This is a genomic window from Thermosynechococcus sp. QKsg1, from assembly GCF_031586415.1.
Classification (GTDB): Bacteria; Cyanobacteriota; Cyanobacteriia; order Thermosynechococcales; family Thermosynechococcaceae; genus Thermosynechococcus.
This window is the reverse complement of the sequence record NZ_CP134200.1, coordinates 981,625-1,008,024: the sequence shown is the minus strand read 5'-3', so window position 1 is coordinate 1,008,024 and position 26,400 is coordinate 981,625. Positions and strand designations below refer to the sequence as shown.

General features: G+C 53.9%; 28 protein-coding genes, 1 tRNA gene and 1 pseudogene. 11 read left to right on the top strand and 19 right to left on the bottom strand.

Annotated features, from left to right (window positions below; genetic code table 11):
• Window positions 1-12: 12 nt before the first annotated feature.
• From RHP47_RS05090 to RHP47_RS05080, 3 genes and pseudogenes are all read right to left on the bottom strand, one after another.
• A pseudogene (locus RHP47_RS05090) lies at window positions 13-300 on the bottom strand (transposase); the annotation flags it as partial.
• A gap of 214 nt (window positions 301-514) precedes the next feature.
• Window positions 515-1,636: an aldo/keto reductase gene (locus RHP47_RS05085; protein WP_149818774.1), complete on the bottom strand. Its 1,122-nt coding sequence runs from the start codon at window positions 1,634-1,636 to the stop codon at window positions 515-517.
• Window position 1,637: 1 nt separating this feature from the next.
• Entirely contained in the window at window positions 1,638-2,153 is a 516-nt protein-coding gene (locus tag RHP47_RS05080; RefSeq protein WP_190278239.1) for a bifunctional nuclease family protein, read from the bottom strand.
• A 261-nt stretch (window positions 2,154-2,414) separates the two neighbouring features.
• Here RHP47_RS05080 and wecB point away from each other — a divergent pair, with 261 nt between their 5' ends.
• Together wecB and RHP47_RS05070 are read left to right on the top strand one after the other, a co-directional pair.
• On the top strand, window positions 2,415-3,539 hold the full coding sequence (gene wecB, locus RHP47_RS05075; RefSeq protein WP_149818770.1) for a non-hydrolyzing UDP-N-acetylglucosamine 2-epimerase: 1,125 nt from the start codon (window positions 2,415-2,417) through the stop codon (window positions 3,537-3,539).
• Between the two features lie 26 nt (window positions 3,540-3,565).
• Window positions 3,566-4,216 (top strand): diacylglycerol/polyprenol kinase family protein, encoded by a 651-nt coding sequence (locus RHP47_RS05070; RefSeq protein ID WP_190278238.1) that lies wholly within the window; start codon window positions 3,566-3,568, stop codon window positions 4,214-4,216.
• On the opposite strand, the gene RHP47_RS05065 is transcribed toward RHP47_RS05070, so the two are convergent.
• On the bottom strand, window positions 4,203-4,847 hold the full coding sequence (locus tag RHP47_RS05065; RefSeq protein ID WP_149818768.1) for an alpha/beta hydrolase: 645 nt from the start codon (window positions 4,845-4,847) through the stop codon (window positions 4,203-4,205). The genes RHP47_RS05070 and RHP47_RS05065 overlap by 14 nt on opposite strands.
• 1 nt (window position 4,848) lies before the next feature.
• On the bottom strand, window positions 4,849-5,805 hold the full coding sequence (locus RHP47_RS05060) for a LysR family transcriptional regulator (protein ID WP_315863010.1): 957 nt from the start codon (window positions 5,803-5,805) through the stop codon (window positions 4,849-4,851).
• Between the two features lie 95 nt (window positions 5,806-5,900).
• Here RHP47_RS05060 and RHP47_RS05055 point away from each other — a divergent pair, with 95 nt between their 5' ends.
• Window positions 5,901-6,647, top strand: a complete 747-nt coding sequence (locus RHP47_RS05055; protein ID WP_286649932.1) for a pentapeptide repeat-containing protein — start codon at window positions 5,901-5,903, stop codon at window positions 6,645-6,647.
• Window positions 6,648-6,656: 9 nt separating this feature from the next.
• Here RHP47_RS05055 and ispF read toward each other — a convergent pair whose 3' ends face one another.
• The 3 genes from ispF to uvrB form a co-directional block, all read right to left on the bottom strand.
• Window positions 6,657-7,139: a 2-C-methyl-D-erythritol 2,4-cyclodiphosphate synthase gene (ispF, locus tag RHP47_RS05050; RefSeq protein ID WP_149818762.1), complete on the bottom strand. Its 483-nt coding sequence runs from the start codon at window positions 7,137-7,139 to the stop codon at window positions 6,657-6,659.
• Between the two features lie 80 nt (window positions 7,140-7,219).
• A complete protein-coding gene (gene apcB / locus RHP47_RS05045; protein WP_181494530.1) occupies window positions 7,220-7,729 on the bottom strand; it encodes an allophycocyanin subunit beta in 510 nt (169 codons plus the stop codon).
• Between the two features lie 158 nt (window positions 7,730-7,887).
• The gene (gene uvrB, locus RHP47_RS05040) at window positions 7,888-9,897 is read right to left on the bottom strand and encodes an excinuclease ABC subunit UvrB (RefSeq protein WP_286626885.1); all 2,010 of its coding nucleotides are present in this window, start codon (window positions 9,895-9,897) and stop codon (window positions 7,888-7,890) included.
• A 360-nt stretch (window positions 9,898-10,257) separates the two neighbouring features.
• Here uvrB and pyrR point away from each other — a divergent pair, with 360 nt between their 5' ends.
• Both pyrR and RHP47_RS05030 read left to right on the top strand, forming a co-directional pair.
• Entirely contained in the window at window positions 10,258-10,800 is a 543-nt protein-coding gene (gene pyrR, locus RHP47_RS05035; RefSeq protein ID WP_190278235.1) for a bifunctional pyr operon transcriptional regulator/uracil phosphoribosyltransferase PyrR, read from the top strand.
• A 15-nt stretch (window positions 10,801-10,815) separates the two neighbouring features.
• A complete protein-coding gene (locus RHP47_RS05030) occupies window positions 10,816-11,610 on the top strand; it encodes a site-specific DNA-methyltransferase (RefSeq protein WP_286626884.1) in 795 nt (264 codons plus the stop codon).
• Between the two features lie 113 nt (window positions 11,611-11,723).
• On the opposite strand, the gene RHP47_RS05025 is transcribed toward RHP47_RS05030, so the two are convergent.
• Window positions 11,724-11,810: transfer RNA gene (locus tag RHP47_RS05025), tRNA-Ser, on the bottom strand.
• A 137-nt stretch (window positions 11,811-11,947) separates the two neighbouring features.
• Between RHP47_RS05025 and RHP47_RS05020 the strand changes: the two genes are divergently transcribed.
• Window positions 11,948-12,937 (top strand): cysteine synthase A, encoded by a 990-nt coding sequence (locus tag RHP47_RS05020; protein ID WP_302679942.1) that lies wholly within the window; start codon window positions 11,948-11,950, stop codon window positions 12,935-12,937.
• An 88-nt stretch (window positions 12,938-13,025) separates the two neighbouring features.
• A complete protein-coding gene (locus tag RHP47_RS05015; protein WP_310841220.1) occupies window positions 13,026-13,865 on the top strand; it encodes a M48 family metallopeptidase in 840 nt (279 codons plus the stop codon).
• Here the strand turns inward: RHP47_RS05015 and shc are convergent.
• Window positions 13,862-15,805: a squalene--hopene cyclase gene (gene shc / locus RHP47_RS05010; RefSeq protein WP_310841219.1), complete on the bottom strand. Its 1,944-nt coding sequence runs from the start codon at window positions 15,803-15,805 to the stop codon at window positions 13,862-13,864. The genes RHP47_RS05015 and shc overlap by 4 nt on opposite strands.
• Window positions 15,806-15,892: 87 nt before the next feature.
• Between shc and RHP47_RS05005 the strand changes: the two genes are divergently transcribed.
• From RHP47_RS05005 to cobT, 4 genes are all read left to right on the top strand, one after another.
• A complete protein-coding gene (locus RHP47_RS05005; protein WP_149818747.1) occupies window positions 15,893-16,606 on the top strand; it encodes a phycocyanobilin:ferredoxin oxidoreductase in 714 nt (237 codons plus the stop codon).
• A 79-nt stretch (window positions 16,607-16,685) separates the two neighbouring features.
• Complete coding sequence (locus tag RHP47_RS05000; RefSeq protein ID WP_286626880.1) at window positions 16,686-16,979, top strand: nucleotidyltransferase family protein; 294 nt, start codon at window positions 16,686-16,688, stop codon at window positions 16,977-16,979.
• Window positions 16,980-17,023: 44 nt separating this feature from the next.
• Entirely contained in the window at window positions 17,024-17,794 is a 771-nt protein-coding gene (gene pgeF, locus RHP47_RS04995; RefSeq protein ID WP_310841217.1) for a peptidoglycan editing factor PgeF, read from the top strand.
• Complete coding sequence (cobT, locus tag RHP47_RS04990) at window positions 17,791-18,879, top strand: nicotinate mononucleotide-dependent phosphoribosyltransferase CobT (protein WP_310841216.1); 1,089 nt, start codon at window positions 17,791-17,793, stop codon at window positions 18,877-18,879. Before pgeF ends, cobT begins: the two co-directional genes overlap by 4 nt.
• A 29-nt stretch (window positions 18,880-18,908) precedes the next feature.
• Here the strand turns inward: cobT and RHP47_RS04985 are convergent, their stop codons facing one another.
• The 9 genes from RHP47_RS04985 to RHP47_RS04945 form a co-directional block, all read right to left on the bottom strand.
• On the bottom strand, window positions 18,909-19,445 hold the full coding sequence (locus tag RHP47_RS04985) for a hypothetical protein (protein WP_286626878.1): 537 nt from the start codon (window positions 19,443-19,445) through the stop codon (window positions 18,909-18,911).
• Window positions 19,442-20,410, bottom strand: coding sequence for a metal-binding protein (locus RHP47_RS04980; protein ID WP_149818737.1), 969 nt, complete (start codon window positions 20,408-20,410; stop codon window positions 19,442-19,444). Before RHP47_RS04980 ends, RHP47_RS04985 begins: the two co-directional genes overlap by 4 nt.
• A gap of 43 nt (window positions 20,411-20,453) precedes the next feature.
• Window positions 20,454-22,244, bottom strand: a complete 1,791-nt coding sequence (locus RHP47_RS04975) for a serine/threonine-protein kinase (protein WP_310841214.1) — start codon at window positions 22,242-22,244, stop codon at window positions 20,454-20,456.
• A 94-nt stretch (window positions 22,245-22,338) separates the two neighbouring features.
• Window positions 22,339-23,139: a tetratricopeptide repeat protein gene (locus RHP47_RS04970; protein ID WP_149818735.1), complete on the bottom strand. Its 801-nt coding sequence runs from the start codon at window positions 23,137-23,139 to the stop codon at window positions 22,339-22,341.
• 38 nt (window positions 23,140-23,177) lie between these two features.
• A complete protein-coding gene (locus RHP47_RS04965) occupies window positions 23,178-23,660 on the bottom strand; it encodes a 2Fe-2S iron-sulfur cluster-binding protein (protein ID WP_149818733.1) in 483 nt (160 codons plus the stop codon).
• 51 nt (window positions 23,661-23,711) lie between these two features.
• Window positions 23,712-24,383 carry a V4R domain-containing protein gene (locus tag RHP47_RS04960; RefSeq protein WP_149818731.1) on the bottom strand — a complete coding sequence of 224 codons (672 nt, stop codon included), beginning with the start codon at window positions 24,381-24,383 and terminating at the stop codon, window positions 23,712-23,714.
• A 56-nt stretch (window positions 24,384-24,439) separates the two neighbouring features.
• Entirely contained in the window at window positions 24,440-24,925 is a 486-nt protein-coding gene (locus tag RHP47_RS04955; protein ID WP_149818729.1) for a phycobilisome protein, read from the bottom strand.
• A 9-nt stretch (window positions 24,926-24,934) separates the two neighbouring features.
• A complete protein-coding gene (locus tag RHP47_RS04950; protein WP_302679939.1) occupies window positions 24,935-25,510 on the bottom strand; it encodes a hypothetical protein in 576 nt (191 codons plus the stop codon).
• Window positions 25,491-26,228, bottom strand: coding sequence for a V4R domain-containing protein (locus RHP47_RS04945; protein ID WP_149818725.1), 738 nt, complete (start codon window positions 26,226-26,228; stop codon window positions 25,491-25,493). Before RHP47_RS04945 ends, RHP47_RS04950 begins: the two co-directional genes overlap by 20 nt.
• Window positions 26,229-26,400: the final 172 nt, after the last annotated feature.

Here is a 26,400-nt window from a genome sequence, read left to right as displayed (position 1 = left end):
AAGAATGAGACATTATCCAGCACAATACTTGCGAATCACCTCATCAATCGAACTGTTTGACCCTGCATACATCCGCGCTCGTTTCAGCGCACTAAAGTCGTGCTCAATCACATTCAAATCAGGAGAGTATTTCGGTAAAAATAACACCTCGTGACCCGCCGCTTTCACCACTGCCTGAATCGCCCCTTTCGGATGAATCGGTGCATTATCCATCATCAACAACGAACGTTTCTCTAACGCGGGCAAACAGTACTGACTCAGCCAACTCACAAACCCTAACGTACCCCAATATCCTGAAAACCAGAAGTGTTGAAAGATAGTTTAAGAGGCTAGGAAAAAGGGAAGAAATGTCGTATTCTTCCCTCAAAACAAGAAAAAATAAGTTACGGCATTTTTGCAACTCTTGTCAAGTCCATTCTCAATCGGCTCAGCCCTTGTGACTACCTCGTCCTCAACTCTCAATTGTTCTTCAAAATCTGGTTGATCGACATTGTTTTTGATTTTCCCTTATTCATCAAATCCCCTGCCAAAGGCGCGATCGCGAGGTGCCCTGCAACTGCTCATGGGTTTCGCGCAATAGCCGAGGAATCTCCAAGCCACTGGGACAGCGGGGCAAACAATCGCCACATTCAGTACAGCGGTTGGCGGGTTGACCGGGAAACCAATGCCCGGCACGACCAAACATCCCATAGCGATACTTGCTAAATTCTGTCATGTCGTAGGCGACGGCTAAGTTGTGAAGCCGCAGCACTTCGGGGATGTGAATTTCCTCAGGGCAGGGCAAACAAGCATAACATTGTTGACACAAATCGGTGCCCAAGGTTTCCTGCATCACTGCTTGCAGGCGATCGCCCACCGCTTGCTCTTCAGCGCTCAGGGGTGCCACCTGATCAGCCACGGCCAAGGGAAAGGCCAACTCGGCAACGGTGGCAGGTCCAATACTCAAGGTGGTGATGGCAGGCTGACTCAGCAACCAGCGATAGCTCCAATGGAGAGGGTGAAAGGGCGCACAGAGATCTTGGAGCCGTTGGGAAGGCCGGTAGAGTTGTCCCCCTTTATCGGCTGGCGAAATGATAAAAATCCCCATATCCCGCTCAGCGGCAGCGGCGATCGCTGGGGCATTGCGTTGCTGAAAGTAGGTGTAATGCAGATTGACAAAATCAAATTGATTGCTGGCGATCGCCCGCGAAATCACAGACAACGATCCATGACTGGAAAAGCCTAAAGCACCAATTACCCCCTTTGCTTGCAACTGCCGCAGCATTGCCATCCCCTCAGTGCTCAGCCATGCGAGATGCTCAGGGGTGTTGAGGCCATGGAGGGCGACACCATCTAACCGTGAGACTTGAAGACGCTCAAGGGATTGAGCAATTTGCCGCTGGACGTGATCCGCATCCCCTTGGGGCAAGAGTTTAGTGGTGATAAAAACGGTGGGCTGACCCAGTGCCTTGAGGGCACGACCAATATAGGCCTCACTGGCACCGTAGGCGGCGGCGGTTTCAATGTGGTTAATGCCGTGGGCGATCGCCCCCTCAATGACCGCCTGCATCACCTCTGGACTGCCCAAGGCGCGCATCGTTCCAAGGGAAAAAACCGAGAGGTTCAGCCCCGTGCGACCAAAGCGGCGGTAGCGCATTCTAGCCTGCGGAGGAATCCTCTTCCATTCCCCGGCCCTGCTGAATAAAATCTTCAGGGCGAATCGAATCTAAAAAGCGGCGAAAGGCTTGGCGTTCTTCCTCGTCAGCATCGCGATCGACGGGAATCGAGGCATCGGCAACAACCGCTTCCATCACCCAAATCGGGCAATCACAGCGCAGGGCAAGGGCAATGGCATCGCTCGGACGAGCATCAATCTCTTTACGAATGTCTCCTTGGCGCAGGGTGAGCACTGCATAGTAGGTGTTGTCTTCCAAGGAATGGATGACCACCCGTTCTAGGGTCATATTCCATTCGTTGAGAATGTTGACCATCAGATCATGGGTCATCGGTCGCGGTGCTCGTTGATTTTCCAAGGCCATTAAAATTGCCCGCGCCTCATTATCACCAATCCAGATGGGCAGTGCTCGCCGTCCAGCACCGTCTTTGAGTAAGACAATTGGAGTGCGACGGTTAGTGGCATCGAGGGCAATCCCAGCAACGGTCATTTCAATCATGGCCACCTCAGCGAGCGCAATGGCGGTGCATTCCCTTCTATTATTAACATACAGTCCTTCCCACCAAGATGGCACACCCCTACCACTGTAAGACTCCCTATGGGAGAAGTAACGGAGGGGCGACGCGCAGGCATTCCTTAAGACTCCATGCTTTAGAAAAAGACTGGCGAACGACGGAATCATGGGCAGTGGCAACTAGACACTTTTTTGACGCTCGCTTCTCGGTACACTAAAGTTATTATTTTTGGTATTTAGACGGCTATGATTGCTTCCTCGATCCCGATCTGCATTACGTTGGGTACGCGCCCGGAGGCAATCAAATTGGCACCGGTCATTCAAGCCTTCCAGCGATCGCCCCTGTTTGAACCCTACGTTGTCCTCACGGGACAGCACCGCGAAATGGTGGATCAAGTGATGGCACTGTTTGACCTGCGGGCAGATCGGGACTTGGCCATTATGCAGCCCAAGCAAACCCTGACCGAAATCACCTGTCGTGCTCTCCAAGGCCTTGAGCAACTCTATCAAGAACTCCTGCCCCGTCTTGTTTTGGTTCAGGGGGATACAACAACCGCCTTTGCCGCTACCCTTGCCGCCTTTTATCAGCAGATTCCTGTCGGCCATGTGGAAGCGGGCTTGCGCACCGACGATCTCTACAACCCCTATCCAGAAGAAGCCAACCGCCGCCTTATTTCCCAATTAGCGCAGTTGCATTTTGCCCCTACGGAACAAGCCGTCAAGAATCTTCAGGCGGCCGGGGTCACGGGTAGTATTCACTTGACGGGCAATACCGTGATTGATGCGCTGCTGCAAGTGGCCGATCGCCAGCCAGTGTGCCATGTCCCCGGCCTTGACTGGCAACAGTATCGCGTGATCCTCGCCACCGTTCACCGACGGGAAAACTGGGGTGCCCCCCTAGAAGACATTGCCAATGGTTTCCTGAAAATCTTAAACACGATTCCCGATACCGCTTTGCTCTTGCCCTTGCACCGCAATCCCACCGTGCGTGAACCCCTCAAAGCCTATTTGGGGCATCATCCTCGCGTTTTTCTGACGGAGCCACTGGACTATCCTGCTCTTGTGGCAGCGATTAAGGGATCAACACTCCTGCTGACGGATTCCGGTGGTCTCCAAGAGGAAGCCCCTAGCCTTGGTAAACCGGTACTGGTGTTACGGGAAACCACTGAGCGGCCGGAAGCGGTCACCGCTGGCACTGCTAAACTGGTGGGCACGTTTGCAGATACGATTGCAGCGGCAGCCATTGAACTGCTCACGGATCCAGTGGCCTACAACCGCATGGCGACGGCGATTAATCCCTTTGGCGATGGTCATGCGAGCGATCGCATCCTTGAGATTGTGACCCAGTTTTTTGCCCAGCAGACACAGTAAGGAGCCACGGCCATCTGAGGATAGCAATGACAATGTTCTGGGCAGGAATTTTGGTCACAAGTTGGCTGGGCTTGGTGCTGTTAACCGCAGAACTGATTCACGCTTGGTTTCCCAATGCCAAGGAATGGTCACGGAAAGTGGTTCACATTGGTGCGGGTCAAGTGATTCTCATTGCCTATGCCTTGGGGGTACCCACGAGTTGGGGAATTGTGGCCGCAGCGATCGCTGGCGTCGTCACACTGCTTTCTTACCGCATACCGATTTTTCCCAGTATTAGTGGCGTGGGGCGCCAAAGCTGGGGCACCTTTTTTTATGCGGTGAGTATTGGCACATTAATGGCGCTCTTTTGGAACACGCTGCCGGAACTGGCGGTTCTGGGAATTTTAGTGATGGCTTGGGGAGATGGCTTGGCTGCCCTTGTGGGGATTAACTGGGGACGCCATCCCCTGCCGCGAACCAGTAAAAGCTGGGAAGGAACCCTGACCATGTTCTGTGTGAGTACCGTGGTGGCGGCTCTATCCCTCACCCCCATTGCGGCCTTAGAGTTGCTCTGGATTGCCCCCTTAGTAGGTCTGGGTGCGACCCTTTTGGAACTGATTGCTTGGCGAGGGGTTGATAATCTCACAGTTCCGATCGGTAGCGCTTTGCTTGCCTATGGGTTACTCAATTTGAGTTGATGTTAGGCAGGGTCTTCTCAATAAACTGGCGGGCGATCGCGATCGCGTCTCCATTAATTTCATGGGCCATGGGTAGGGCATGAAACGCTCCCTTCACTCCTGCGGCTTGCAAGGCTTGCCAACTGGCTTGGGCACTGGCAAAGGGCACCACAGGATCCGCTGTGCCATGGATCATCAACACGGGTGGCGAGGTGGCTGTCACCACTGGCGGGCGCACTAAATAGCCACTAAAGACCAATAATCCCGCTAAAGGCAACGTTAACCCCACAACCAATGTCAATGCTCCCCCTTGGGAAAATCCCCCTAAAATTGTGCGGCTGAGATCAATGGGCAAGCTGGCAATCCACTCCCGCAGTGCCGCTTCACTGGTGGCTAGATCCGTTGCCCGCTCATCGAGCAGTAATGAGCCACTGCGGGCATCGTGCTGATTCAGGTCGTACCACATCCGCCCTTGGGGGACGTAAGGATGGGGAAAGGGAGCTTCCGCTGCATAGGTTTGGGCTTGGGGAGCCAGCAACGATCCAAGGGAAATCAGATCTGCGGCATTGGCACCCCAGCCGTGGAGCAATAGAAGGCTGTGATCGGCCGCGATCGGCGGATCGGGAAAGGTGAGAAATTGGAGGGTTGTCATGCTAGACAGGATTGAGTTCCTTGGTCGGCGCCGCCACACTGGGATAGGTGAGGCTCGATTCAATCATCTCCCGACCCTCAGTGGACACATAGTCAAAGAAGGCCTGAGCCACGACCGACAGTTGTTTGCCCGCAGGATAGACCAAATGCCAGTGCCGCTGAATCGGGAAATGTTCGACATCGAGAATCGTCAACTGGCTGGACTCGCGATCAAGGGCTAAGCAGTGGTGAGACAGGACAGAAATCCCTAGGCCGCCGGCGATCGCCTGCTTAATGGACTCGTTACTTCCCAGCTCAAGGCGGATATTGATCGGCACACCGTGCTCTGCAAAGAGCTTCTCCACCGCTTGGCGGGTGCCCGATCCCTGCTCCCGCATAATAAAGGGTTCTCCCGCCAGTTCTTGGATCGGGATTTTACTGCGGCCACTGAGGCGATGGTGACTGGGGGCAACCACCACTAAGGGATTATCCAAAAAGCGGTGGCACTCCACATCCACATTCTCCGGTGGGCAACTGGGAATATAGAGATCGTCCATATTGCCTCGAATGCGCTCTACCACCTGTTCATGGTTGGTGACCGTCAGGGCGACATCAATCCCCGGATAGCGCTGGCAAAATGGCCCCAGCAGCCGCGGAATCACATATTTGGCCGTGGTAATGACACACAGCCGCAAGTGTCCCTGCTTGAGACCCTTGAGATTGGCAACGGCCATTTCAAACCGCTCAAGGCGCTCAAAGATGTCTTGGCAGGTGGCCAGTAGTTCCTTGCCGGCTTCTGTGAGATAGAGCCGCTTGCCCACTTGCTCAAAGAGGGGCATACCAACGGCACGGGTCAACTGCTTCATTTGAATCGAAACGGTGGGCTGCGTCAGAAAGAGTTCCTCGGCAGCGCGGGTAAAACTTCCGTGGCGAGCAGTGACCTCAAAAACCTTAAGCTGATGTAGGGTTGCTTGTTTCAAACCCATTCTCCTTTCGTCAGCGATAGGGCTACATAGACGAAATTCTATCAAATTTCGCGCCATGATAACGAAATGTGAAGAATCTCAAGGCAAGAATGATGATCAAAGGGCACTTAAATCAGGTAATGAGCGATCGCCTGCGGGGGGGAAAACACCTCTGGAACGAATGGCGGCGAGCTTATCCTCAGCTTACTGTAGATTTGAGTGAAATGAATCTTACGGGCATGGATCTGCGGGGCTATGACCTGCGGGGCTGCAATCTCAGCCGTGCCTGTCTGCGAGAGGTGAACCTTGCCCACGGGGATTTGCGCTTTGCTAACCTCTATGAGGCGGATCTGACAGCGGCGAACCTCGATGATGCCGATTGCCGAGGGGCGTTGTTCTTAAAAGTGGTGGGCGATCGCGCCACTGCCCAGCGGGCAAATTTTCAACTGGCCAACTTGCAGTACGCTCGGTTGACCTATGCCGATTTCTCTTGGGTCACCCTTGAGCAGGCGGATTGTCGCCACAGCAATTGGTGTCAAGCAGATCTCAGCCATGCCCGCGCCGCTGCCAGTGATTTTTCCTTTGCGCTGTTGATAGCAGCCAGTCTCAATGAAGCTACGCTGCGGTTTGCGCAACTGGTGCAGGCTTGTCTTGAGGGGGTTCAGGCTTACCGCTGCAACTTCTATGCGGCCAATTTAGCCTATGCAGGACTGACGCGGGGCTATTTCTCCCATGCCCTTTTTGTGCGCGCCAACCTCAGTCATGCCATCTGTCGCTGGGCCAATTTTCGCCATGCCAATCTCCAGCAAAGCCAGTGCGAGCAAACGGATTTTCACTACAGCCTGTATGTTAGCTAGTAGTTCATCTTAAGCTTCTGACTGGAGCAGCGCCACGGCATAGGCAGCAATGCCCTCTTCACGCCCCACTGGCCCCAGTTTTTCATTGGTGGTGGCTTTGATACTAATCTGGTCGCGATCGATCCCTAGGGTGGTTGCAAGGCGATCGCGCATCTGGTCGAGGTAGGGTTTCAGCTTCGGACGCTCTGCCACCACTACGGCATCAATGTTGCCCACTTGCCAACCCCGTTCTGCAATCAGTGCCGCTACTTTCGCCAGCAAGACTTGGCTATCTGCCCCTGCCCACTGCGGATCACTGGGGGGAAAGTAATGGCCAATATCGCCAAGGCTGAGGGCCCCCAAAAGGGCGTCCATAATGGCGTGGGTGAGGACATCGGCATCACTGTGCCCCAAGAGTCCCAAGGTGTGTTCTAGTTTGATACCGCCTAAAATCAGAGGCCGCTCGGGCACCAATTGATGGATGTCGTAGCCATTACCAATGCGAATTTTCATACTTGCTGCACAGGACAACGAAGGGGCGATCGCCAATGCCACCGCCCTCTATTGTTGCAGAGTCTTCTACCTTGGCCAACCTAGATATTCACTTCACTCAGTTGCCGACACATGTAGTCAAAGGGTTGTTCGACAATACTCGTGTCCTCGATGCCCGCCGCTGCCACGCGATCGCGCACAATCTCCTTCATGATTTGAATACCGCGCACCGTTGGTCCAATGGGCACCCCAAGGGAGTTGTAGGTTTCCCGCAGACCTTCGAGGACGCGCTCGTTGAGGACATCCACATCCCCGGCCACAATGGCGTAGGTGGCATAGCGTAGGTAGTAGTCCATATCCCGCAGGCAGGTGGCGTAGCGGCGTGTGGTGTAGGCATTGCCGCCGGGTTGAATCAGTTCCGGCTGCTCTGTGAAGAGGGCAGAACCCGCTTCCTTCACAATGGCTGCGGCATCGGCATTGATCACTGCTGCCGCTTTAACCCGTACCGCACCGGAATTAAAGTAGGAGCGCAAACTGTCAACAGCATCGCGATCGAGGTAGCGACCGGTGGAGTCATAGTTTTTAATCAGTGTGGTGACGGCATCACGCATAGGTTTTTCTTACTCCTAGAACTGGTAAAACTAGCGTCAACCCGAACGCCAGCCGAAATTGCGCGGATCTAAAATCGTACTTAGCTTATCACGGTAGGGTTTCTCCCCCTTCGCTCCTGTTTACGGACTGTTGCGAACTATTACAAAAGTTCATAATTCTAGGGGTGCCCCACGAGGCGATCGCGCAAACGCTTAATTTGATCGCGGTAGCGGGCAGCCTCCTCAAAGGCCAATTCTTGGGCAGCCGCCTTCATTTTCGCCTCAAGGTCTTGGATCAGTTGGGGGATGTCCTCTAGGCTCAGTTCCTGTAAGGTTTGGGAAGATAAGACAGGCACCGACTCGGCATTGAGGCGGCGAGACACATCCAAAAAGGCCAAGATGGCATTGCTGGTTTTCTTGACAATGGGCTGGGGAGTAATGCCGTGGGCTTGGTTGTAGGCCAGTTGAATGGCGCGGCGGCGCTCCGTTTCTTGGATGGCTTTTTGCATACTGTCGGTGAGGGTGTCGGCATAGAGAATCGCCTGTCCACGGACGTGCCGGGCAGCACGGCCAATGGTTTGAATCAGCGATCGCTCCGCCCGCAGGAAGCCCTCTTTATCTGCATCAAGGATGGCCACCAAGGACACTTCGGGTAAATCCAGTCCCTCCCGCAACAGGTTGACACCAATCAACACATCAAAGTCCCCTTGGCGCAGGGCTTCAAGAATTTCAATGCGCTCAATGGCATTGATTTCTGAGTGCAGATAGCGCACTCGCACCCCCCGTTCTTGGAAGTATTCCGTGAGATCCTCGGCCATTCGTTTCGTGAGAGTGGTCACCAGTACCCGCTCTTGGCGATCGCACCGCAGGCGAATCTCCCCATAGAGATCATCCACCTGTCCTTGGGTGGGACGGACAAAAATTTCTGGATCCACGACCCCCGTCGGCCGAATAATTTGCTCGACAACTTGCCCTTCAGACACCGCCAATTCCCAATCGCCGGGGGTTGCCGAGACAAAGATACATTGCTTCACCTTTTGCCAAAATTCCTCCGCCTTCAGGGGGCGATTATCCGCCGCACTGGGCAACCGAAAGCCGTGATCAATCAGCACTTTTTTCCGCGCTTGGTCGCCATTAAACATCCCGCGAATTTGCGGCACCGTTACATGGGACTCATCCACCACCAACAGCCAATCCTCAGGAAAATAATCAATCAAACACTCCGGCGGTTCCCCCGCTGCGCGGCCTGCGAGATGGCGTGAGTAGTTTTCGACACCGTTGCAGTAGCCCACCTGTCGCAGCATTTCCAAGTCATAGCGGGTACGTTGACTCAGGCGCTGTGCTTCAAGGAGTTTATTTTGGGCTTCCAAGTAAGCCACTTGGGCTTGCAGTTCCGCTTCAATGGCAGCACAAGCCGCTTCAAGGCGTTCGGCAGGGGTGACAAAGTGCTTCGCGGGATAGATATTCAGGCGTTCGACACTCTGCAATGTTTCCCCCGTCAGGGGATCGAGATAGCGGATGGCTTCGATTTCGTCACCAAAAAACTCCACGCGAATGATGCGATCCTCATAGGCTGGGCCAATTTCTAAAACATCTCCCTTGACACGGAAGCGCCCCCGCCCCAGTTCCACATCGTTGCGCGTGTATTGAATTGTCGCCAATTGCCGCAGTAGTTGCCGCAGATCCATTTCACTGCCCACTTCGAGGGGAATCGCGGCTTTGAGGTACTCTGCTGGAATACCCAAGCCGTAGATGCAACTAATCGAGGCAACCACAATCACATCCCGCCGTTCAAAGAGGGAGCGGGTAGCGGAGTGCCGCAGCATATCAATTTCCTCATTAATCGAGGCACTTTTTTCGATGTAGGTATCGGTAACGGGAATGTAGGCCTCAGGCTGATAGTAGTCGTAGTAGGAGATAAAGTACTCGACGGCATTTTCTGGAAAGAAGGAGCGCAGTTCATTGCACAGTTGCGCCGCAAGGGTTTTGTTGTGAGCCAGCACAAGGGTTGGGCGACCAAGAGCCTCGATCACGCGGGCGATCGTGTGGGTTTTGCCAGTGCCCGTTGCCCCCAGCAATGTTTGGAAGCGATATCCCGCCCGTACGCCGGCGACGAGCTTTTGAATGGCTTGGGGTTGATCTCCCGTCGGTTCAAAGGGAGCGTAAATACGAAAGGGAGTGCTGGTCATTGCCCAATTTCTAACGAATTCTTACCTAGCTTTTAGGGTAGTCGAGCAACAGAGGAGCGAGCCACCCAAAATCTTGTTCAGAAGGATTGAAGGCGCTTGAAACGGTCAAAACCACGTCCTCGCCCATTTGAGAAAGCAGCCCTAAGATTTGGTATTCTAAATAACAGTTTCTCGTGTATTGTAACAGTTAATTGCGCCAAATCTAAAGAATTGGTAAAAGCTTTCGCTCCCCCAAAATATCGGCAGTATCGTAGGGAAGCAAGATACCTCCTAACTGCGTCTTTGGCCCTACCCGCTTGGCGTAGGGTCTCTTTTTGCGGGAATTTCGCTAAAATCTGTGAATTCCCTACCGTGACGGCTATGGCTGGTGAAGTCGTTGAAATTCTCAGTGCCGATGATCTACGGCGCACTGTCACGCGCTTAGCTTCCCAAGTGGTGGAGAAGGCTCGCGATGCCCTCGACAAATTAGTGTTGTTGGGGATTCATACCCGTGGGGTTCCCCTTGCCAAGCTGTTGGGGCAACAAGTTGAACAACTGGAAGGAGTGAGCCTCCCCATTGGTGAGTTGGATATCACGTTTTATCGCGATGACTTGGATCGCATTGGCCCGCGCACACCGCGTCAGACCCTGATTCCCGTGGATCTCTCTGGGCGGATTGTGGTCTTGGTGGATGATGTGATTTTTAGTGGCCGCACGATTCGCTCTGCCCTCAATGCCGTTCATGATTACGGTCGCCCCAGTGCCATTTGGTTATTGGTACTCATCGATCGCGGGCACCGCGAATTGCCGATTCACCCCGACTTTACGGGTAAAGTACTGCCCACGGCTCGCGATGAAGTGGTCAAGGTACTCTTGCAGGGGATTGATCAGCGGGATGGGGTAGAGCTATGGAAACCCTCTTAATCTTGGGAAAACTCAATGCCATTCATCTCAAAAAAAGAAGCCTTCTTTCAAATGAAAGATACATGGCTATTCAATGCCAATAGCCTTGATGCTGATTTATTTACTGAGCCTTTTATTGACCTGATTGTGACTTCCCCGCCCTACAATGTGGGTCTTGAATATCGCTCAGTCAAAGATGATGCCCCCTACAGCGATTATCTAGAATTTAGTCGCGCTTGGCTGTCCAACTGTTTTCACTGGACAAAAACGGGCGGGCGGTTTTGCCTTAACATTCCCCTCGATAAAAACAAAGGGGGACAGCGCAGTGTTGGCGCGGATTTGACGGTTTTGGCTCAAGAGGTTGGCTGGAAATATCAGTCCACCATTGTCTGGAATGAGGGTAATATTTCGCGGCGGACGGCTTGGGGATCGTGGATGTCGCCCTCAGCACCCTATGTGATTGCGCCTGTGGAGTTAATTGTGGTGTTGTACAAAGAGGAGTGGCGGCGCAAGTCCGATGAAAAGGCCGATATTACTCGGGAAGAATTTATGGAATGGACAAACGGGCTATGGACATTCAGCGGCGAAAGCAAAAAAAAGATTGGTCACCCTGCACCGTTTCCAAGGGAACTGCCGAGACGATGTATCAAGCTCTTTAGTTTTCCGGGCGATATCGTCTTCGATCCCTTTTGTGGCAGCGGCACAACACTGGTGGAAGCTTTTGCCAACAAACGAAAAGGCGTCGGCGTTGAAATTGATCCTCGATATGCAGAACTGGCAAAGGAGAGACTCCTGAATGAGATTACACTTTTTGATGTAATCAATTTATAGGACTTTTCGAGCTTGATAGGTTCTATTAGCCAAGCTTCTAGATCAGTCGTGCCACTACATCTATCGCTAGCTAAAGCGAGGTATCCATTTTTCTAAGCCATCGCCGACATCAACGGAGAGGGGGGGATTCGAACCCCCGTTAGGTGTTACCCTAAACTTGATTTCGAGTCAAGCGCATTCAACCACTCTGCCACCTCTCCAAGGATCTCCAATCATAGCAAAGGTGAATGCCAAAGGCATACTTCGCGATTGACTCCGTCACGCTCCCCCTCAAGGCAATTCTGGCGGCAAACCCCTTTACGATAAAAGTATTCAGTTAACTTAAAACAACGACGGCATGGATATTAAACAGGGTTTTGTCGGCACCGTCGGGCAGACGCCGCTGATTCGCCTCAACTACTTTAGCGACCTCACGGGCTGTGAAATTCTCGGTAAGGCAGAGTTCCTCAACCCCGGTGGCTCTGTTAAGGATCGGGCTGCCCTCTACATTATTGAAGATGCTGAAAAAAAGGGCCTTCTCAAACCCGGTGGTACGGTGGTCGAAGGCACAGCAGGCAATACGGGCATTGGCCTAGCCCACATCTGTAATGCCAAGGGCTACAAGTGTCTGATTGTGATTCCCAATACCCAATCCCAAGAAAAAATTGATCTGTTGCGTACCCTGGGTGCCGAGGTGCGCCCCGTTCCCGCTGTGCCCTACAAAGACCCCAATAACTATGTAAAGCTCTCTGGCCGTATTGCTGCTGAGATGGAGAATGCCATCTGGGCGAACCAGTTCGATAACCTTGCCAATCGCCAAGCCCACTACGAAACCACAGGACCGGAAATTTGGCAGCAGACCGATGGCCACATTGATGCGTGGGTAGCAGCCACTGGCACGGGAGGCACCTATGCAGGTGTGGCGATGTACCTCAAGGAAAAAAATCCCACCATTCGCACTGTGATTGCTGATCCCATGGGCAGTGCCATCTATAGCTATGCGAAAACGGGCACCCTCAGTAGCAGTGGCAGTTCCATTACCGAAGGCATTGGCAATAGCCGCATTACCGCCAACTTAGCAGGCGCTCCCATTGATGATGCGATTCAAATTGAGGATCAAGAGTGCCTTGAGATCATTTATCAACTGCTGCACTACGATGGCCTCTTTATGGGTGGCTCCGTCGGGATTAATGTGGGGGCAGCGGTACGCCTCGCCAAGGAACTCGGACCCGGTCACACAATTGTTACTGTGTTGTGCGATGGGGGTTCCCGCTATCAATCGCGGCTCTTTAATTCAGAGTGGCTGGCCAGTAAAGGGCTACGGGTGCCAGAGATTAAAAAACGTTAAGCCTTGGGAACAATGTCTAAAATAGAGGGGTCAGAAGGGGGCAAGTAGCCGCTAGGCGTGGGTGTGGATTTTACGCGAAATATTAGCCGTGAAAAAACAACGTTGGTTTCTCCTCTTTGCGAGCTTGGTCTGTGGGGTGGCGATCGCTCTCCATCCTGTGGCTGCACAGGCCCAAAATCTCTGGCAGCGGTTACTGTTGCAGGGGATTCAGGTCATCCAACTATCGAATATCTCGCCCCGCCAAGAGGTGGCCTTGGGGCAACAGATCCATGAGCAGATGCTGCGGCAAGGGATGCGCCTTGTTCGCAATCCCGCTGCGCAAAACTATGTGAATAGCATTGGTGACCGCTTGGTTAATGTCGGCGAACGTCGAGGTGTGCCCTACCAGTTTCACATCATCCAAGACCGCCAAGTCAATGCCTATGCCACAATGGGGGGCTTTGTCTATGTCACTACAGGGCTAATGCTGCGGGCGGAAAACGAGGCGGAACTAGCCAGCGTCATTGCCCACGAAATTGGCCACATTGATCAGCGCCATGTGATTCGTCAACTGCAACAAATGGCGATCGCCCAAGGCTTAATGACGGCTGCCGGCTTGGATCGCGATCGCGGGCTACAAATAGCCATGGAACTTGCCTTTCGGCGTCCCCGCAGTCGTGAGCAGGAACTAGAGGCCGATCGCTATGGACTGGGGCTATTGGCTCGCAGCAACTATGATCCACGGGCGATGGTGACATTTCTCCAGAAATTGCAACGGGAGGGAGGGGCACCGCCAACGATTTTGAGTACCCACCCTGCGCCGCGCGATCGCCAGTTGCTTGCTGAAAATTTAATTCGCTCTGGTTTGAGCAATGACTGTGTGGTTGCCCCCCAACCCCTGTGTGGCACCGATCCCTTGGCCTATCAGCAACAGCTGCGCTCCTTCTAGCCTGATTTTTTCTCATTAGCCAAAAGACCCCGCCAGCGGGCATAGCGCCCCAAGGCCGTCAGCGGAAAGTGCTGCTGGTAGTAGTGGTACTTCAGGTAAAAGTGGCAGGGAAAGCCCGTGCCAGTGAAGTAATCCTCGTGCCATGTGCCATCGGCGCGCTGGGTCTGCAGCAGGTAGGCCATCCCCTTTTCAATAGCTTTTGTGGCGTAGTCTCCTGTGGCATCGCCAGCGGCCAAAAGGCCAATAATGGCCCAAGCAGTTTGGGAAGCGGTGCTATCCCCTTTGCCCTTGAGGGAAGGGTCGTTGTAGCTCCAGCAGGTTTCACCCCAACCACCATCGGCATTTTGACACTGCACCAACCACTCAGCGGCACGGCGAATGCGCCAGCGATCGTAGCGAGGGGCAACAAGGGAGAGGGCTGCCAACACCCCACTCGTGCCATAGAGGTAGTTCACCCCCCAGCGGCCAAACCAACAGCCTTCCGGTTCTTGCTCATTGCGCAAGTAAGCAAGGGCGCGATCGAGGGCACCACTGTCAAAGGCCAACTGACACCGCCCCACCATCTCCAGCACCCGTGCCGTGACATCAGCAGTATTCGGGTCAATCATTGCCTTGAGATCGCCGTAGGGAATGGCATTGAGCCAATCTTGGTCATTGTCCACATCAAAGGCTGCCCAGCCCCCCGGCCGACACTGCATTGAGGCAATCCAAGCGACTGCCCGCTCAATGGCTCGCCGTTTGAGGTTTTCGTCAGGCAAGGTCACAGCATGAAGCGCCATCACCACCACCGCTGTATCATCCACATCGGGGTAGAAGCGATTCTCAAATTCAAAGGCCCATCCCCCCGGCTGACCTTTTTTGTTTTTTACGTGCCAGTCCCCATAGTCAAGGATTTGCTTGGACAGCAGCCATTCGCCAGCTTTGACCAGAGCGGGATGATCGGGGGCGACGCCTGAATCCACCATGGCGCGCATGACCAAGGCAGTATCCCAAACTGGCGAGACACAGGGCTGGACGCGATACTCGGTCTCGGTTTCAATCGCAAAGCGATCCACTGCTGCCATCCCCCGCTGCACAATGGGGTCATCCACAGCATAGTCAAGGGCACGCAATGCCAATAGGGAGTTGAGCATCGCCGGAATAATGCCGCCCCAGTCGCCACTGGCTTCTTGACGCTCGAGCACCCATTCTTCGGCGGCCTTTAGCCCCTGTTCTCTAAGGGGATTAATGTTTAGGATTTCAAAGAGCTTGAAAACGCGATCGAGACCAATAAAGACATCACTCCAGTCGCCTTGGCGGGGCAGTTCCCAGATCACATTTGCCCGCCCTTCGGCATAGAGTTCATCGAGGGTAATGGGCGGATCCATGGCATAAACGGGCTTGCGATCCATGACAATCAACAGCGGCACGGTGCTGCTACGTGCCCAACTAGACATCTCATAAATAGTGAAGGGGCTACCCTCCGGCAGGAGCATGATCCAAGGGGGGAGGGAGGGAATCCCACGCCAGTCGTAGCAGCCAATGAGGGCAAGGTGCAGTTTGGTAAAGATGCGAGTTTTGCTAATGCCGCCGCGGGCAAGGATAAATTGCCGTGCCTTCACTAGGGCGGGATCCGTTGCGGGGACGCCCAAGAGCCGCAGTCCCATATAGGCTTCCACACTGGTGCTGAGATCGCCGCCATCGCCATAAAATAGCTCCCAACCGCCGTGATCCCGCTGATGGTTGCGCAAATACTGTTCCGCTTTGGCCAAGGGTAGCCGCTGTTCGGTGCCCCAGATTTTGTGGAGCAGGATCACCTCTGCGGTCATGGTCACATTGGACTCTAATTCCGCCCACCAGTAGCCCTCGGCATATTGCTGTGAAAAGAGAAAGTCTTGGCTGGCGCGAATCGCCTGTTGGAGTTGCTTTGGGTCAATGGCAGCGGCAATTTGAGTTTGCATGATTCCTCGGCTGTTAGACTCTTGGTTAGTTTAGCGGGGGCGATCGCTCCCTCGCAAGCGGCACAGACTTGGGTTAGGATCAAGGCTATGTCTCTCCGTCAACACCAGCATCCCCTAATTCAGCGGCTCGCCGATCGCATTGAGCAGATTTGGCAGAGCACTTTGCCCTTAGCCCCCTATACCCTGCCTGAGGATCTCGGTTATGTCGAGGGCAAACTGGAAGGGGAGCGGCTAACGATTGAGAACCACTGCTACCAAGCACCGCCCTTTCGCAAACTTCACCTTGAACTGGCACGGGTGGGGGAGAGTCTCGACATTTTGCACTGTGTCATGTTTCCAGAGCCGCGCTACGATCTGCCAATGTTTGGCTGTGACCTCGTGGGGGGCCGAGGGCAAATTAGTGCGGCAATTGTAGATCTCTCCCCGGTAACGGGTGAGTTGCCCGTTGCCTATACATCGGCCTTAAGTGTTTTGCCAAAACTCACCTTTAGTCAACCCCGTGAGTTGCCCCCTTGGGGACAGATCTTCTCCCCCTTTTGCATTTTTATTCGGCCACAGGGAGACACTGAGGAACAGCAATTTCTTGATCGCCTTGGTGAGTACCTCACGCTCCACTGTCAACTTAGCCAGCAAGCTGTGCCCACGGATCAGCCCGAAGCCGTGATTGCCGGCCAACGGCACTACTGCCACCAGCAACAGCAGAACGATAAAACCCGCCGTGTGCTGGAAAAAGCCTTTGGTGCTGCTTGGGCAGAACGCTATATGACCACCGTTCTCTTTGACTTGCCCCCTGCTGCCTAGAACCCCTTAAGGACTCTCTCCCCGATGAACCGCATCAGCCAGTGGATCAGTCAGATTAAAAGAATAAGGAAACATTGGAATGGTGACTCCTCAGTTAGTGATCAATACCTTAGAAAACCATCGAGAATCCCTTAAAAAATTTGCAGTAAAGACCCTGCAGCTGTTTGGTTCAGTGGCACGGGATGAAGCTCACGCTGAAAGTGATGTTGATTTGTTAGTAGCGTTTGAAAGGCCTGTTGGATTATTTACCTTCATTGAGTTAAAAGAATATCTGGAGGAAATCTTAAACTGTTCTGTTGATTTGGGCACACCTCAATCTTTACGTTCAAGGCTTAGGGAGGAGGTATTAAAGGAGGCGATTCGTGCCTTCTAGGGAGCTACGAGAACGCCATAGTTTAGCTGTCATTGGATCTGACAATGTGGCACTGGCAAACCACTGACCTCGGGCGCTTTCTTACCTGCGATCTTTTGCAGGGGTTTTCCCATGGCTTCTTTACTCGCGATTGGCAAGGACAAGACCTCAGCACCCTCACTGCAGCCCTAGGCACGACAGCAACACCGCTACGAACCCAACAGGTGCATGGCGATCGCGTGGCTTTGGCGGCAGAAGTTTTAGCCAGTGATGAGCGTTTAGAGGCCGATGCCCTTGTGGCCACAGGGTCTGATCAAGCCCTCTGGGTGTGTAGTGCTGACTGTGTCCCCTTACTAATTGCCGATGTGGCGAGTGGACGGGTTGCGGCGATTCATGCGGGATGGCGGGGGACAGCGATCCAAATCTCTAAGGCCACGCTCCAGCAGATGCAAGCATTCGGCAGTGATCTTGCCAATTTACGGATTGCCATGGGGCCTGCGATTCGCGGTGAGGTCTATCAAGTGGGGCTGAATGTGGCCCGTGCCTTGGCGCAGACCATTCTTGAGGGGGTGACGGAAACCACTGACCGCGATGATCTTTACCAGCGTCTCGCTGCCTTAGACCCAGAGATGATCTTTCTTGATCCAGACCCTGAGCGACTTCGGGTGGATGTGGCACGGGTGAATCGTTTGCAATTGCTGCAATTGGGGCTAAGGGACGAGCAAATTGCCCTGTCTCCCCACTGTACGTTTCGCGATGCTGAGTGCTTTTTCTCCTATCGCCGTGAACACCTCAAGCAGGTGCAGTGGTCGGGAATTATTAGTCGATTAGTATGATTGGCGTTGCCACGGGAGAATCCATTGCCCGCGCTTGGGGCGATCGCCACTGCCAGCACCCCGACTTTCCTGCCCTAGTCTGTGTTCTTGGCTTTACGGAAACGGCATTGATTCCCGGAATCTCGGCGGCGGGTCAAACCCCCAGCGATCGCCAAACCACAGCCCTAGCGGATGGCGAGTTCCTGCTGCGAGGCATTCAACCCCACTACCACTATCCCCTGCCGCCGCTGACGGCGGGTGCTTCCCCTGCTCTAATTAGTCGTGCCCTTCTTGAGGCTTTGGCGTTGCCCCTCTACGTCTTTGATGCGGGTTTACCTTTGCCGCGTCTGCCCGAGATGATTGACTTGGGGGGCGCCCCGGCGCGCTGCCTAACGACGGGTGAAGCGATGGCACCACAAATGGTGGCGCATCTTTGGCAACAGGGGTGGTCTTGGGGCGCCAAGCTGAGTCAGCATCACCCGTGGCTGATTATCGCTGAATGTGTGGTTGCCGGCACCACTACTGCCCTTGCCCTCTGTGAAAGTTTGGGCATTGCCGCTCGCGATTGTGTGGGCAGCAGCCACCGCCAGAGTAACCATGCCCAAAAGTGGCAACTCGTGCAACAGGGACTTGCCCATCTACCTGCTAATGCGGATCCTTTCACTTGTGTAGCGGCGATTGGCGATCCAATGCAGGTGGTTGTGGCGGCTATGGTCCTGCGGGCAAGTCAAACCTGTGGTGTGTTGCTGGCGGGGGGGTCGCAAATGATCGCGGTCTATGCCTTTGCACGGGCGATCGCCCAGTGGCGTCAGCTGCCTTGGTGTCCCGAACAAATCGTGGTGGGCACAACCCGCTGGCTGATTGAAGATCAAACGGCTCAGATTCACCGCTTGGCAGAGCGTGTTCAGTGTCCACTCATTTACACGCAGCTTGATTTCAGCGCATCCCGTCATCCTGCCCTGCGTACCTATGAACAGGGGTTTGTCAAAGAAGGGGTTGGTGCAGGGGGGTGTGCCATTGCTGCCCATCTGCTGGCGGGTTGGGGCAATTCAGACATGGTGGATATTATTGACAGGTTGGGCGATCGCTGGTCTAAAGGGATGTGATCGCGACTTTCTTGGGGAAAAGGGGGAAGTTACTGGGGATTCAGCCACTCGATACTGCCCGGAAGCTGTCTTAGAATATCGGTTTCGACTAAGATGAGGCGATCGCTCCGCCCTGAGCGACGGTACACAGGATATTTGCCTTGATGTTTTTTTAGGGCCTCTGTAGGTTGGGTCACTAGAACGGCGAGATCGACATTCTTTTGCACAAACGCTATCAGTGCTGTGCGCTGCACCAAAATAAATGAGTTCAACGTTTGAAAGGCAATATAGTCTGAGTGACCGCCAAACAACCAGCCTCGATCACGTACCCCCTGCAATTCTATCCAAGTGTATTGATCTTGGGGCTGCGGGTCTTGGCGTTGAATTTTCTTGACTGCCTTGATGTCCACTTTCAGGGACTCATGCCCCTTAATCAACAAACAATCCCAGTGCTCATGAATATCAGCAGCTTCGCTCGCGTGGTGAACTTGGAATCCCTGCTTGCGGGCAAGCTCTAAGAAGGCGTCCTCTGCTTTGAGACCACGTTTGAGATTTTCGCCCTGACCGTCATACTGGTTGGGTTTCATGGCTCACTTTCGGTTCCCTCATCTCCTCTCAGCGGTTCACTCATCGCCAACTGACAGGCCCCAAGACTGGCACTGCTGTACATCTGCTCTAGGGTGGCCATTAACTGCGCCACTTCACTGGGAACCTCATGGGGAAAGGGGGGTAACACTGAAAGCACCGCATGGGGTTGACCACTGGGGACAAGCACCACTAACTCTGGGGGTAGGGGCTGGCGATATTGGCAAAAGGGAGCATCGGTTTTCAGTGGCTCATAGAGGGGTGGGGGGGTGGGCACCATAGAGGGGGTAGTCGCCGTTGCCCGATAGTGGCGCAGGCGTTGGAGAATCTCCTCTTTGGTTTTGCCCCGCAACTGAAAGAGCAAAAAGGGATCGTCATTAAAGTACTGCCCCAGTAAGTAATAGACCGCGCCAATGTGCTTACAGGGATTCACCGGGTCAGGGCAATTGCAGCGGCTGTGGATGTCAAATTTGGTAAAGGGAAATAAACTGAGTCCGGCTTGGGTGAAAACCTCCTCAATACTGGGGGGCATCTCCCCGGCGAGGAGCTTGGCCGCATAGAAAGCCTTTTGAGCCATGCCGTCAATGGCATATTGCCACTGCTCTTCACTAAAGGCATCGAGATGCAGTTTGACGTGATAGGGTTCGGGAGCCGTGCCTTGAACTTGAGCATGGACTTGGTTGCCCTGGAATTCCAAGGTGAGCACCCGTCCTTCACGGACATAATTGCGTGCCCGCTCTAGCCGTCGGCGCCAGCCAAAGGACTCTAGCACACCAATCCAGCGTTCACTCCACCAGTGTTGGTGACCCTCGGCATTGTGGCGATCGCCCGCTGCTACCTCAACGACGGGTTCAGAGGCTACCGTTGTCGCTGTAACATCAAGGGTGGTGGGAGATGACTGCTGCTTTTGCTTTTGTTTCAGACTGGCCGCTTTGCGGGTAATTTTGAGAATCTGGGGCTGTTTCATGGGGCATATCCCACGGCTATTCTTTCTATCATAGGCTGCTGGCTTAGAGGATGAGGTCAATCTCCCACGTGGTAATGTCCCACGTTTGCAAGACATACTTGTCCTGGTAGTGACGAATCAACCAAAGGTGGCGATCGCCCGTAAAGCCGAGGCCACAAATCTCCTGTTCACTTTCAGCCGTGCCGACAATTTCGCCGCTGTGGGTCACTAAATTCAAACGATGGCGACCCGCCACCACATAGCCCCAAGGCGTAGCACAGAGAAATTGGGGACGAAACCGCAGCCCCAAGCGTTGAATCCGCCAAGGCCGCAAGTGCAGGAGCATCAATAGAGGTTGTTGCGGATGATCTTCAAACGCTGCTAGTTGCCATGGCTGGTGGTGGGCAGGGGTAAACAATCTCAGGTGGGCAGGCAGTTGGGTGTATAGCCGCCAGTGTCCGCGGCGGTCAAAGAGTTGAAAATGGGTGGTGGCATGCTCCGTCTCAGGATGGTGCGATCGACTAATCACCACGCCATAGCGACAATTGAGGAGCAGGGTATCCACAAACGTTCGTCCATACCATTGACAACGGAGAGTCCGCTGCCCTTGACCATTGATCAGTTGGACATGAAGCTGTAATTCCGCTGCTGCGCTATCAATCTCGGTTTCTGCACACCAGTAACCAGTGGCGTCAATGGCTAATTGGTTGAGGCTAGAGTGAAGACGACAGTCTAGGGGGATAAGCTGGTCATGGATGCAGAAAAACTGGGGGGGCAGCACATTGATTCGCAGCCAAGCACTCACTTCACCGCCATAGAGTTGAATGGGCAGCGGTGGGAGCGGCCATTGACCCATCTCTTCGGGCACAGTCTCCCTAGCTTGCCAAGCCCAGAGGCGATCGCCCACCACCCCATAGAACCTTGTGGCCGTACTAGCAACCTGTTGGGGCGGTATCGCTAAAGAATAGCCTTGGGGTTCCCCCAGCCAAACCGCCGCCGGTGACCTAGAGAACAACAACGGCTGCTCATGACGCTCTGCCTCGATCACCTCTAGGGCTAATTGCACCGCCATCGTCATTTCCGCTGCACTTTTATAGCGGCGCTGCGGTAATTTATCCAACGCTTTAGTAATAATGCTCCGCACCAGAAAGGGCAAGCCTTCAGGAAGGGTATAGGGACGGCTAAGGTGGGCAGTCATGAGTTCAGCAGGTGTGCCGTGGAAGGGGCGATCGCCAACGATCATCTCGTACATGAGAATCCCCACTGCATAGAGATCGGAAGCGGGCAGCGTCTGACCATAGAAACGCTCCGGCGCCATATAGGCAGGAGATCCCGTTTGACCGCTGCCCTTGACATCCTCAATGAGGCGTGCGACACCAAAATCGGACACCTTTGCCTGCCAGCCCGTAGCAGTCACCTCCAGCAGGATATTTTCCGGTTTGAGATCGCAGTGGAGAATGCCGCGATGATGGGCATAGGCCAAAGCTGCGAGAATATCCAACGTGAGGCGCAAAGCGGTGGTCAGGGGTAAGGCCTGTTCTTGCTCTAGGAGCGATCGCAATGTCCCGCCGGCACAATAGTCCATTACCAAACTGCGGCTTACTTGGGGGCTATGGCGCACGCGAATATAGTCAATCGCCTGACAACCCACCACATGGGGATGCTGTAGCGTCAGCAAAAAGTTCAACTCCCGCAAAAAGCCACGGGTCAGCAACTGCTGCTCGCTGAGCACCTTAATCGCCACGAGGTCACCGGACTCACGATTGACCGCCAGATAAACTTTTCCGTACTGGCCTTGACCGGCTAGATCCACCAGTCGGTAACGGGAGGTTTGGGCAGTACGAGCCGTGGCCAACAACGAGCCTCAACCATCAACGAAAAACATTTCTCAGAATGATTCGCAATCTCGCCCCTGTCCATGCAGATTGAGCCGCACAGCCAATCGGTTCTTAGGAGAAAAGAATTTCTAAGGGGACTTCCTTGTCTTCCTGTTCAATACTCCCCACCTCATGGATGCGCTTGGCCAGATCCCGTGCCCGCTGATAACTGCTAATGTCCCCTTGTTCAAAGAACAGCTTTGCCGCTGTGCGCAAATCCTCTACTGCTCCCTTGCGATCGCCAAGGGTCGAGCGAGCAACGCCGCGATTGTGGTAGGCCTTGGCATAGTTCTCATTAATGCGAATGGCTTCGGAGTAGTCGAGAATCGCCGCTTCGGCATCCCCTAGCCGCTGATGGGTGAGACCGCGATTGTAGTAGGCCTTGGCATGGCTGGGGTTGGTTTGAATCACTTGGGTATTTTTCTCAATTTCCCGCAGGCACTCGAGAACCTGTTCAATTTGTTTTTGCTCCGTGTCGAGAATGCGGGTATAGTCGTGGAGATGCTGCGTCCCTTGACCCAGCTGTGCCAGCTGTTGTTGCACATCCTCAAGGCGATCGCGCACCTGACTAAGGGCAAGGGTGAGGCCGCCGACCTCTGACTGCTGCTGCCCTTGGGACGCCACCAATTCAGCAATTTTCGCCTCCTGTTGCTGCACAAAGGCTTGGAACTGGTCATCCAGTTTTTTACGGCTCACTAAGTTTAAGCCCACCGCCAGCGAAAGGGGCAAAGGGGCGATCGCTGTCAAAATGGCCTGTTGGGTCGCAGCCGCCGCCACCGACAACACAACCGTTAGCCCTGTTGCGCCCCATTCTAGAGGTGCTAGCCCCCTGCGCGATGGCGTGTCATGGGAATTTAAACTACGGTCTTCCATAAATGGTGCCTCCCTGAGGATGAAAATGAAGTGGTTGGTTAGGCATCCGACGTATTGGCGAGATATTGCCCCACCTGCACTTGGGTATCTTTCAACTGGGTAATCATCGTGCGGGTAATGAGCTTGCCCGCTTCCACCAAGACGCGGCCATCGAGGGGGTGCAAAATATCCTGCTCAGCCCGCCGCCCAATCAAAGACTCAATATCTTCAACCGCGTTGACATACATCCCTGAGGGTAGCTCCACCACTACCCCCGGCCCCAGTACCCGTGCCTGACAGGCCAAGCGAGAGGTGGCATTTGCCGTTGTAATCACCTCAAGGGTGCGTTGCTCACGCTTATTGATTGGGGAGAGGCTCTCCATCCCCTCTTTGATATAGACATGGCAGGTGGCACACATTCCACGCCCGCCACACTCCTTGAGCACATGGAGTTCAGAGTCCAATAGAGCAGACAGCAAATTGTCATTGGTATTAATCGTGGTTTCCCGCGAGATGGGTTCAAGTTTGACAACTTTGGCCACTGCTCTTTTCTCCTTATTAATGACGCATCGAGAGTTACTTTAGGATCATACTCAAGCCGCTTGAGGGCGACACAGCCGCTCCATAATCGTGTCGTGATCCTGTCCCTCTTGCAGCCAAGCCTTAGCCGGTTCGACCCGCTCCCGCAAGCCCAAGACAAAGAGGTTATTGGTTGCCCCTAGGGTTTCACAGGCGGTTTGCACACAGTGGAGATCGCGACCAGTCAATTGGCTAAAGAAGGACTCTAAAATCCCCGCCTCGGCAGCGCATTGGGGCTGACCCGTATTTTTGGGAGCCGCCGCCGCAAAGGGGGAGTCCCACGTTTTCACCACCAAAAAGCCCTGCTGGTAGAAGCTCACATCGAGATCAATCGTGCCCCAACCGTGGGTCTTCCAGCATTCCTTGAGACACTGGAGAAACTCCACCATTTCCATTTCCGCAAGGGGACGGCGATAGTACTCGCTGACCTCCTCGACAAAGCGGCGATAAAAGTTCTTGCCCCACCAGCGACCACAGTTAAAGAGAACCACCCCACTGGCCTGTCCCACTTCCTGATCGAGGCCGGCATAGATGGCTTGGAGCAAAATATCCGGTAGGGCAATGAGACGGGCACCTTTGCGGTTTTCAATCAGACCTGTTTCAAAATCCCCCTGTACATAGGCATCGGCAGCGTAGTAGTTGCCGGGGATGATGGGGTCTTTGACCAAATCAGCAACAGAGATCATAGGACATCCTCATTCGTAGGCATAACAAGCACTTTCAGCAGACTTCCAACCCTAACCTAGGCGTGGACAGAGACCACCGCTGGCAGACCCACAAGGGTCGCTTGGGCGTGATCCAACAGCGGCAAAATCAAGTCCTGTTCAGCCTCGGTGAGCATTTCCTTGAGGCGGGCACTGAGAAGCTCGTGGCAACTGCTCCATAGGGTTTGGGTTTGGTGGGCGTTGACCACTTCCGTGAGCCACTCGAGGAGCCGATGCTGCAAAAACTCGGGGTTATTCAGGAGCATGGCCATGGCGGCATAGCGCAGTAGGGCGATCGCCTGACGCAACACTTGCTCAAGGGTTTGGGGATTTTCGGTGGGGTATTTCTTTTGCAGAGTGTCGGCCACAGGCTGAAAGATATCAATTTCATGATCCCGCAGAAATTCATAGGTGTTCAACCGCTGCTGGAGCGATTCGATGTGGTGGCGGAAGACTTTGATGTCCACATTGCTGAGGTAGTTTTCTTCGGCTTTGTAGTAGAGATTCATTAACTCGGTGTGCATAGGGATCTCCTAAAACAGGTTTGATAAGTCTGAGAGGGTGACTTCGGGTTCCACGGGGGCAGGGGGCGGGGGTTCCACTTTCCTCACTTGGGCAATTACGGGTTGGCCTGCCCAAGGCAGGCTGGCACAGAAGTCTTTGACCGATAGGCGCCAGAGGCACAGACTCGGCTCGAGGGAAATGGCCTGATCCGGACGGCCTTCCCAATTGAGTTGGCGGAAGAAGGTTTCTACCGACCAAGCAGCCCAAGGGGTGGCAGGGGCAGCAACGGGGGGAGCCGCCATTTCCTCCTCTAGGGGGGGTGAGATCGCAGGCAAGATGACCCTAATCCCTTCCCAGTTGATGTGACCAAAGAAGTCCTTGACGCGATAGCTGGGCCATTCTGTGGGACTCGTGGGAGCGATCGCCCCTTTGACCTCAAGCCCCAGCCAATTGACCCGCTGCCAAAATTCGCCAACTTTCAGGGATTGCCAATTGAGTACCACAGCTTCCGCCACCGGTTGCTGCCGCACCAAGCCCAGCCAGTTCAGTTCCTCAAAGAATTCAGCAACGGCTTGCTGTTGCCAATTACCGTTTAGGTTTTTCATAGACCAGTTCTCCACTGCGGAGCCGTTTTTCAATATCTTTGGCGGAGGCTCCTTCGTTTTGCCAGAAGGCAGCGGCATCAATGCGATCCTGCTTGCCGAGCAGGAACTTGCAGTAGGTTTCTCCCATAGCGTAGCACTGGATTTCAATACAACTGAGTTCTTTTTGAATCAGGCCGCTAAAGAAACCGGCAAAGAGGCCTGCGTAGAGGTGGCACACGGGTCGGCCAACATCCCCCAAGGTACGCGCCACAACGGAATCAAAGATATTGATGAACATAAAGCCATGTTTTTGCTCGCTGAGATCCACTTCCCAGTTGCCCCAGCCTTGGGTTGTGCAGGGCCACCACCAAGCTTCGAGGACATAGGGAAGCCGCATTTGCTTGATCCCCTGCTCATAGCCATATTCCGTGGGAAACCACTCTTGGAAGAAGCGGGCATCGCGGCGTCCCCATTCTTCACCAATTTTGTACATGACGACGCTGGAGGCAGGGCCAACTTCCTCTTCAAGGCCTTCAATGAGGCCAATGATGAAGTCTTCAGTCACTAGGAGGTTACGGGCATTGTTCCAATCGGTATAGGTACCGCGATCGCTATCGAATTGAAAGAAGTCCCAAAAAGCATAGTGATGGTGGCGTTTCGGGTATTTTTTGCGCAGGAGATGGTTAACACCGTAGCGATCGCCAGCGGCGGCTTGGGGTCGGGAACTGGTCATGGTCATAGGGCGACTCCATCAAATAGCGTCAAGAATATCGACAAAGACAATTGGGAGCTCAAGTCAAAAAAGCATAGAAGCAATCATTCAGCAAAAAACAATTAGATGAGAAACACATCATGGTTCAACACAAAGCAAAGAATTCCACCCTCCCCTGCCTCAGCATTGCTGCTGCTTA

Excerpts from the sequence above, each read along its gene's own strand:
- RHP47_RS05085 (WP_149818774.1), bottom strand. The coding sequence starts at position 1,636 with ATGCGCTACCGCCGCTTTGGTCGCACGGGGCTGAACCTCTCGGTTTTT.
- RHP47_RS05080 (WP_190278239.1), bottom strand. The coding sequence starts at position 2,153 with ATGATTGAAATGACCGTTGCTGGGATTGCCCTCGATGCCACTAACCGT.
- wecB (WP_149818770.1), top strand. The coding sequence starts at position 2,415 with ATGATTGCTTCCTCGATCCCGATCTGCATTACGTTGGGTACGCGCCCG.
- RHP47_RS05070 (WP_190278238.1), top strand. The coding sequence starts at position 3,566 with ATGACAATGTTCTGGGCAGGAATTTTGGTCACAAGTTGGCTGGGCTTG.
- RHP47_RS05065 (WP_149818768.1), bottom strand. The coding sequence starts at position 4,847 with ATGACAACCCTCCAATTTCTCACCTTTCCCGATCCGCCGATCGCGGCC.
- RHP47_RS05055 (WP_286649932.1), top strand. The coding sequence starts at position 5,901 with ATGATGATCAAAGGGCACTTAAATCAGGTAATGAGCGATCGCCTGCGG.
- ispF (WP_149818762.1), bottom strand. The coding sequence starts at position 7,139 with ATGAAAATTCGCATTGGTAATGGCTACGACATCCATCAATTGGTGCCC.
- apcB (WP_181494530.1), bottom strand. The coding sequence starts at position 7,729 with ATGCGTGATGCCGTCACCACACTGATTAAAAACTATGACTCCACCGGT.
- uvrB (WP_286626885.1), bottom strand. The coding sequence starts at position 9,897 with ATGACCAGCACTCCCTTTCGTATTTACGCTCCCTTTGAACCGACGGGA.
- pyrR (WP_190278235.1), top strand. The coding sequence starts at position 10,258 with ATGGCTGGTGAAGTCGTTGAAATTCTCAGTGCCGATGATCTACGGCGC.
- RHP47_RS05030 (WP_286626884.1), top strand. The coding sequence starts at position 10,816 with ATGCCATTCATCTCAAAAAAAGAAGCCTTCTTTCAAATGAAAGATACA.
- RHP47_RS05020 (WP_302679942.1), top strand. The coding sequence starts at position 11,948 with ATGGATATTAAACAGGGTTTTGTCGGCACCGTCGGGCAGACGCCGCTG.
- shc (WP_310841219.1), bottom strand. The coding sequence starts at position 15,805 with ATGCAAACTCAAATTGCCGCTGCCATTGACCCAAAGCAACTCCAACAG.
- RHP47_RS05005 (WP_149818747.1), top strand. The coding sequence starts at position 15,893 with ATGTCTCTCCGTCAACACCAGCATCCCCTAATTCAGCGGCTCGCCGAT.
- RHP47_RS05000 (WP_286626880.1), top strand. The coding sequence starts at position 16,686 with ATGGTGACTCCTCAGTTAGTGATCAATACCTTAGAAAACCATCGAGAA.
- pgeF (WP_310841217.1), top strand. The coding sequence starts at position 17,024 with ATGTGGCACTGGCAAACCACTGACCTCGGGCGCTTTCTTACCTGCGAT.
- cobT (WP_310841216.1), top strand. The coding sequence starts at position 17,791 with ATGATTGGCGTTGCCACGGGAGAATCCATTGCCCGCGCTTGGGGCGAT.
- RHP47_RS04985 (WP_286626878.1), bottom strand. The coding sequence starts at position 19,445 with ATGAAACCCAACCAGTATGACGGTCAGGGCGAAAATCTCAAACGTGGT.
- RHP47_RS04980 (WP_149818737.1), bottom strand. The coding sequence starts at position 20,410 with ATGAAACAGCCCCAGATTCTCAAAATTACCCGCAAAGCGGCCAGTCTG.
- RHP47_RS04970 (WP_149818735.1), bottom strand. The coding sequence starts at position 23,139 with ATGGAAGACCGTAGTTTAAATTCCCATGACACGCCATCGCGCAGGGGG.
- RHP47_RS04960 (WP_149818731.1), bottom strand. The coding sequence starts at position 24,383 with ATGATCTCTGTTGCTGATTTGGTCAAAGACCCCATCATCCCCGGCAAC.
- RHP47_RS04955 (WP_149818729.1), bottom strand. The coding sequence starts at position 24,925 with ATGCACACCGAGTTAATGAATCTCTACTACAAAGCCGAAGAAAACTAC.
- RHP47_RS04950 (WP_302679939.1), bottom strand. The coding sequence starts at position 25,510 with ATGAAAAACCTAAACGGTAATTGGCAACAGCAAGCCGTTGCTGAATTC.
- RHP47_RS04945 (WP_149818725.1), bottom strand. The coding sequence starts at position 26,228 with ATGACCATGACCAGTTCCCGACCCCAAGCCGCCGCTGGCGATCGCTAC.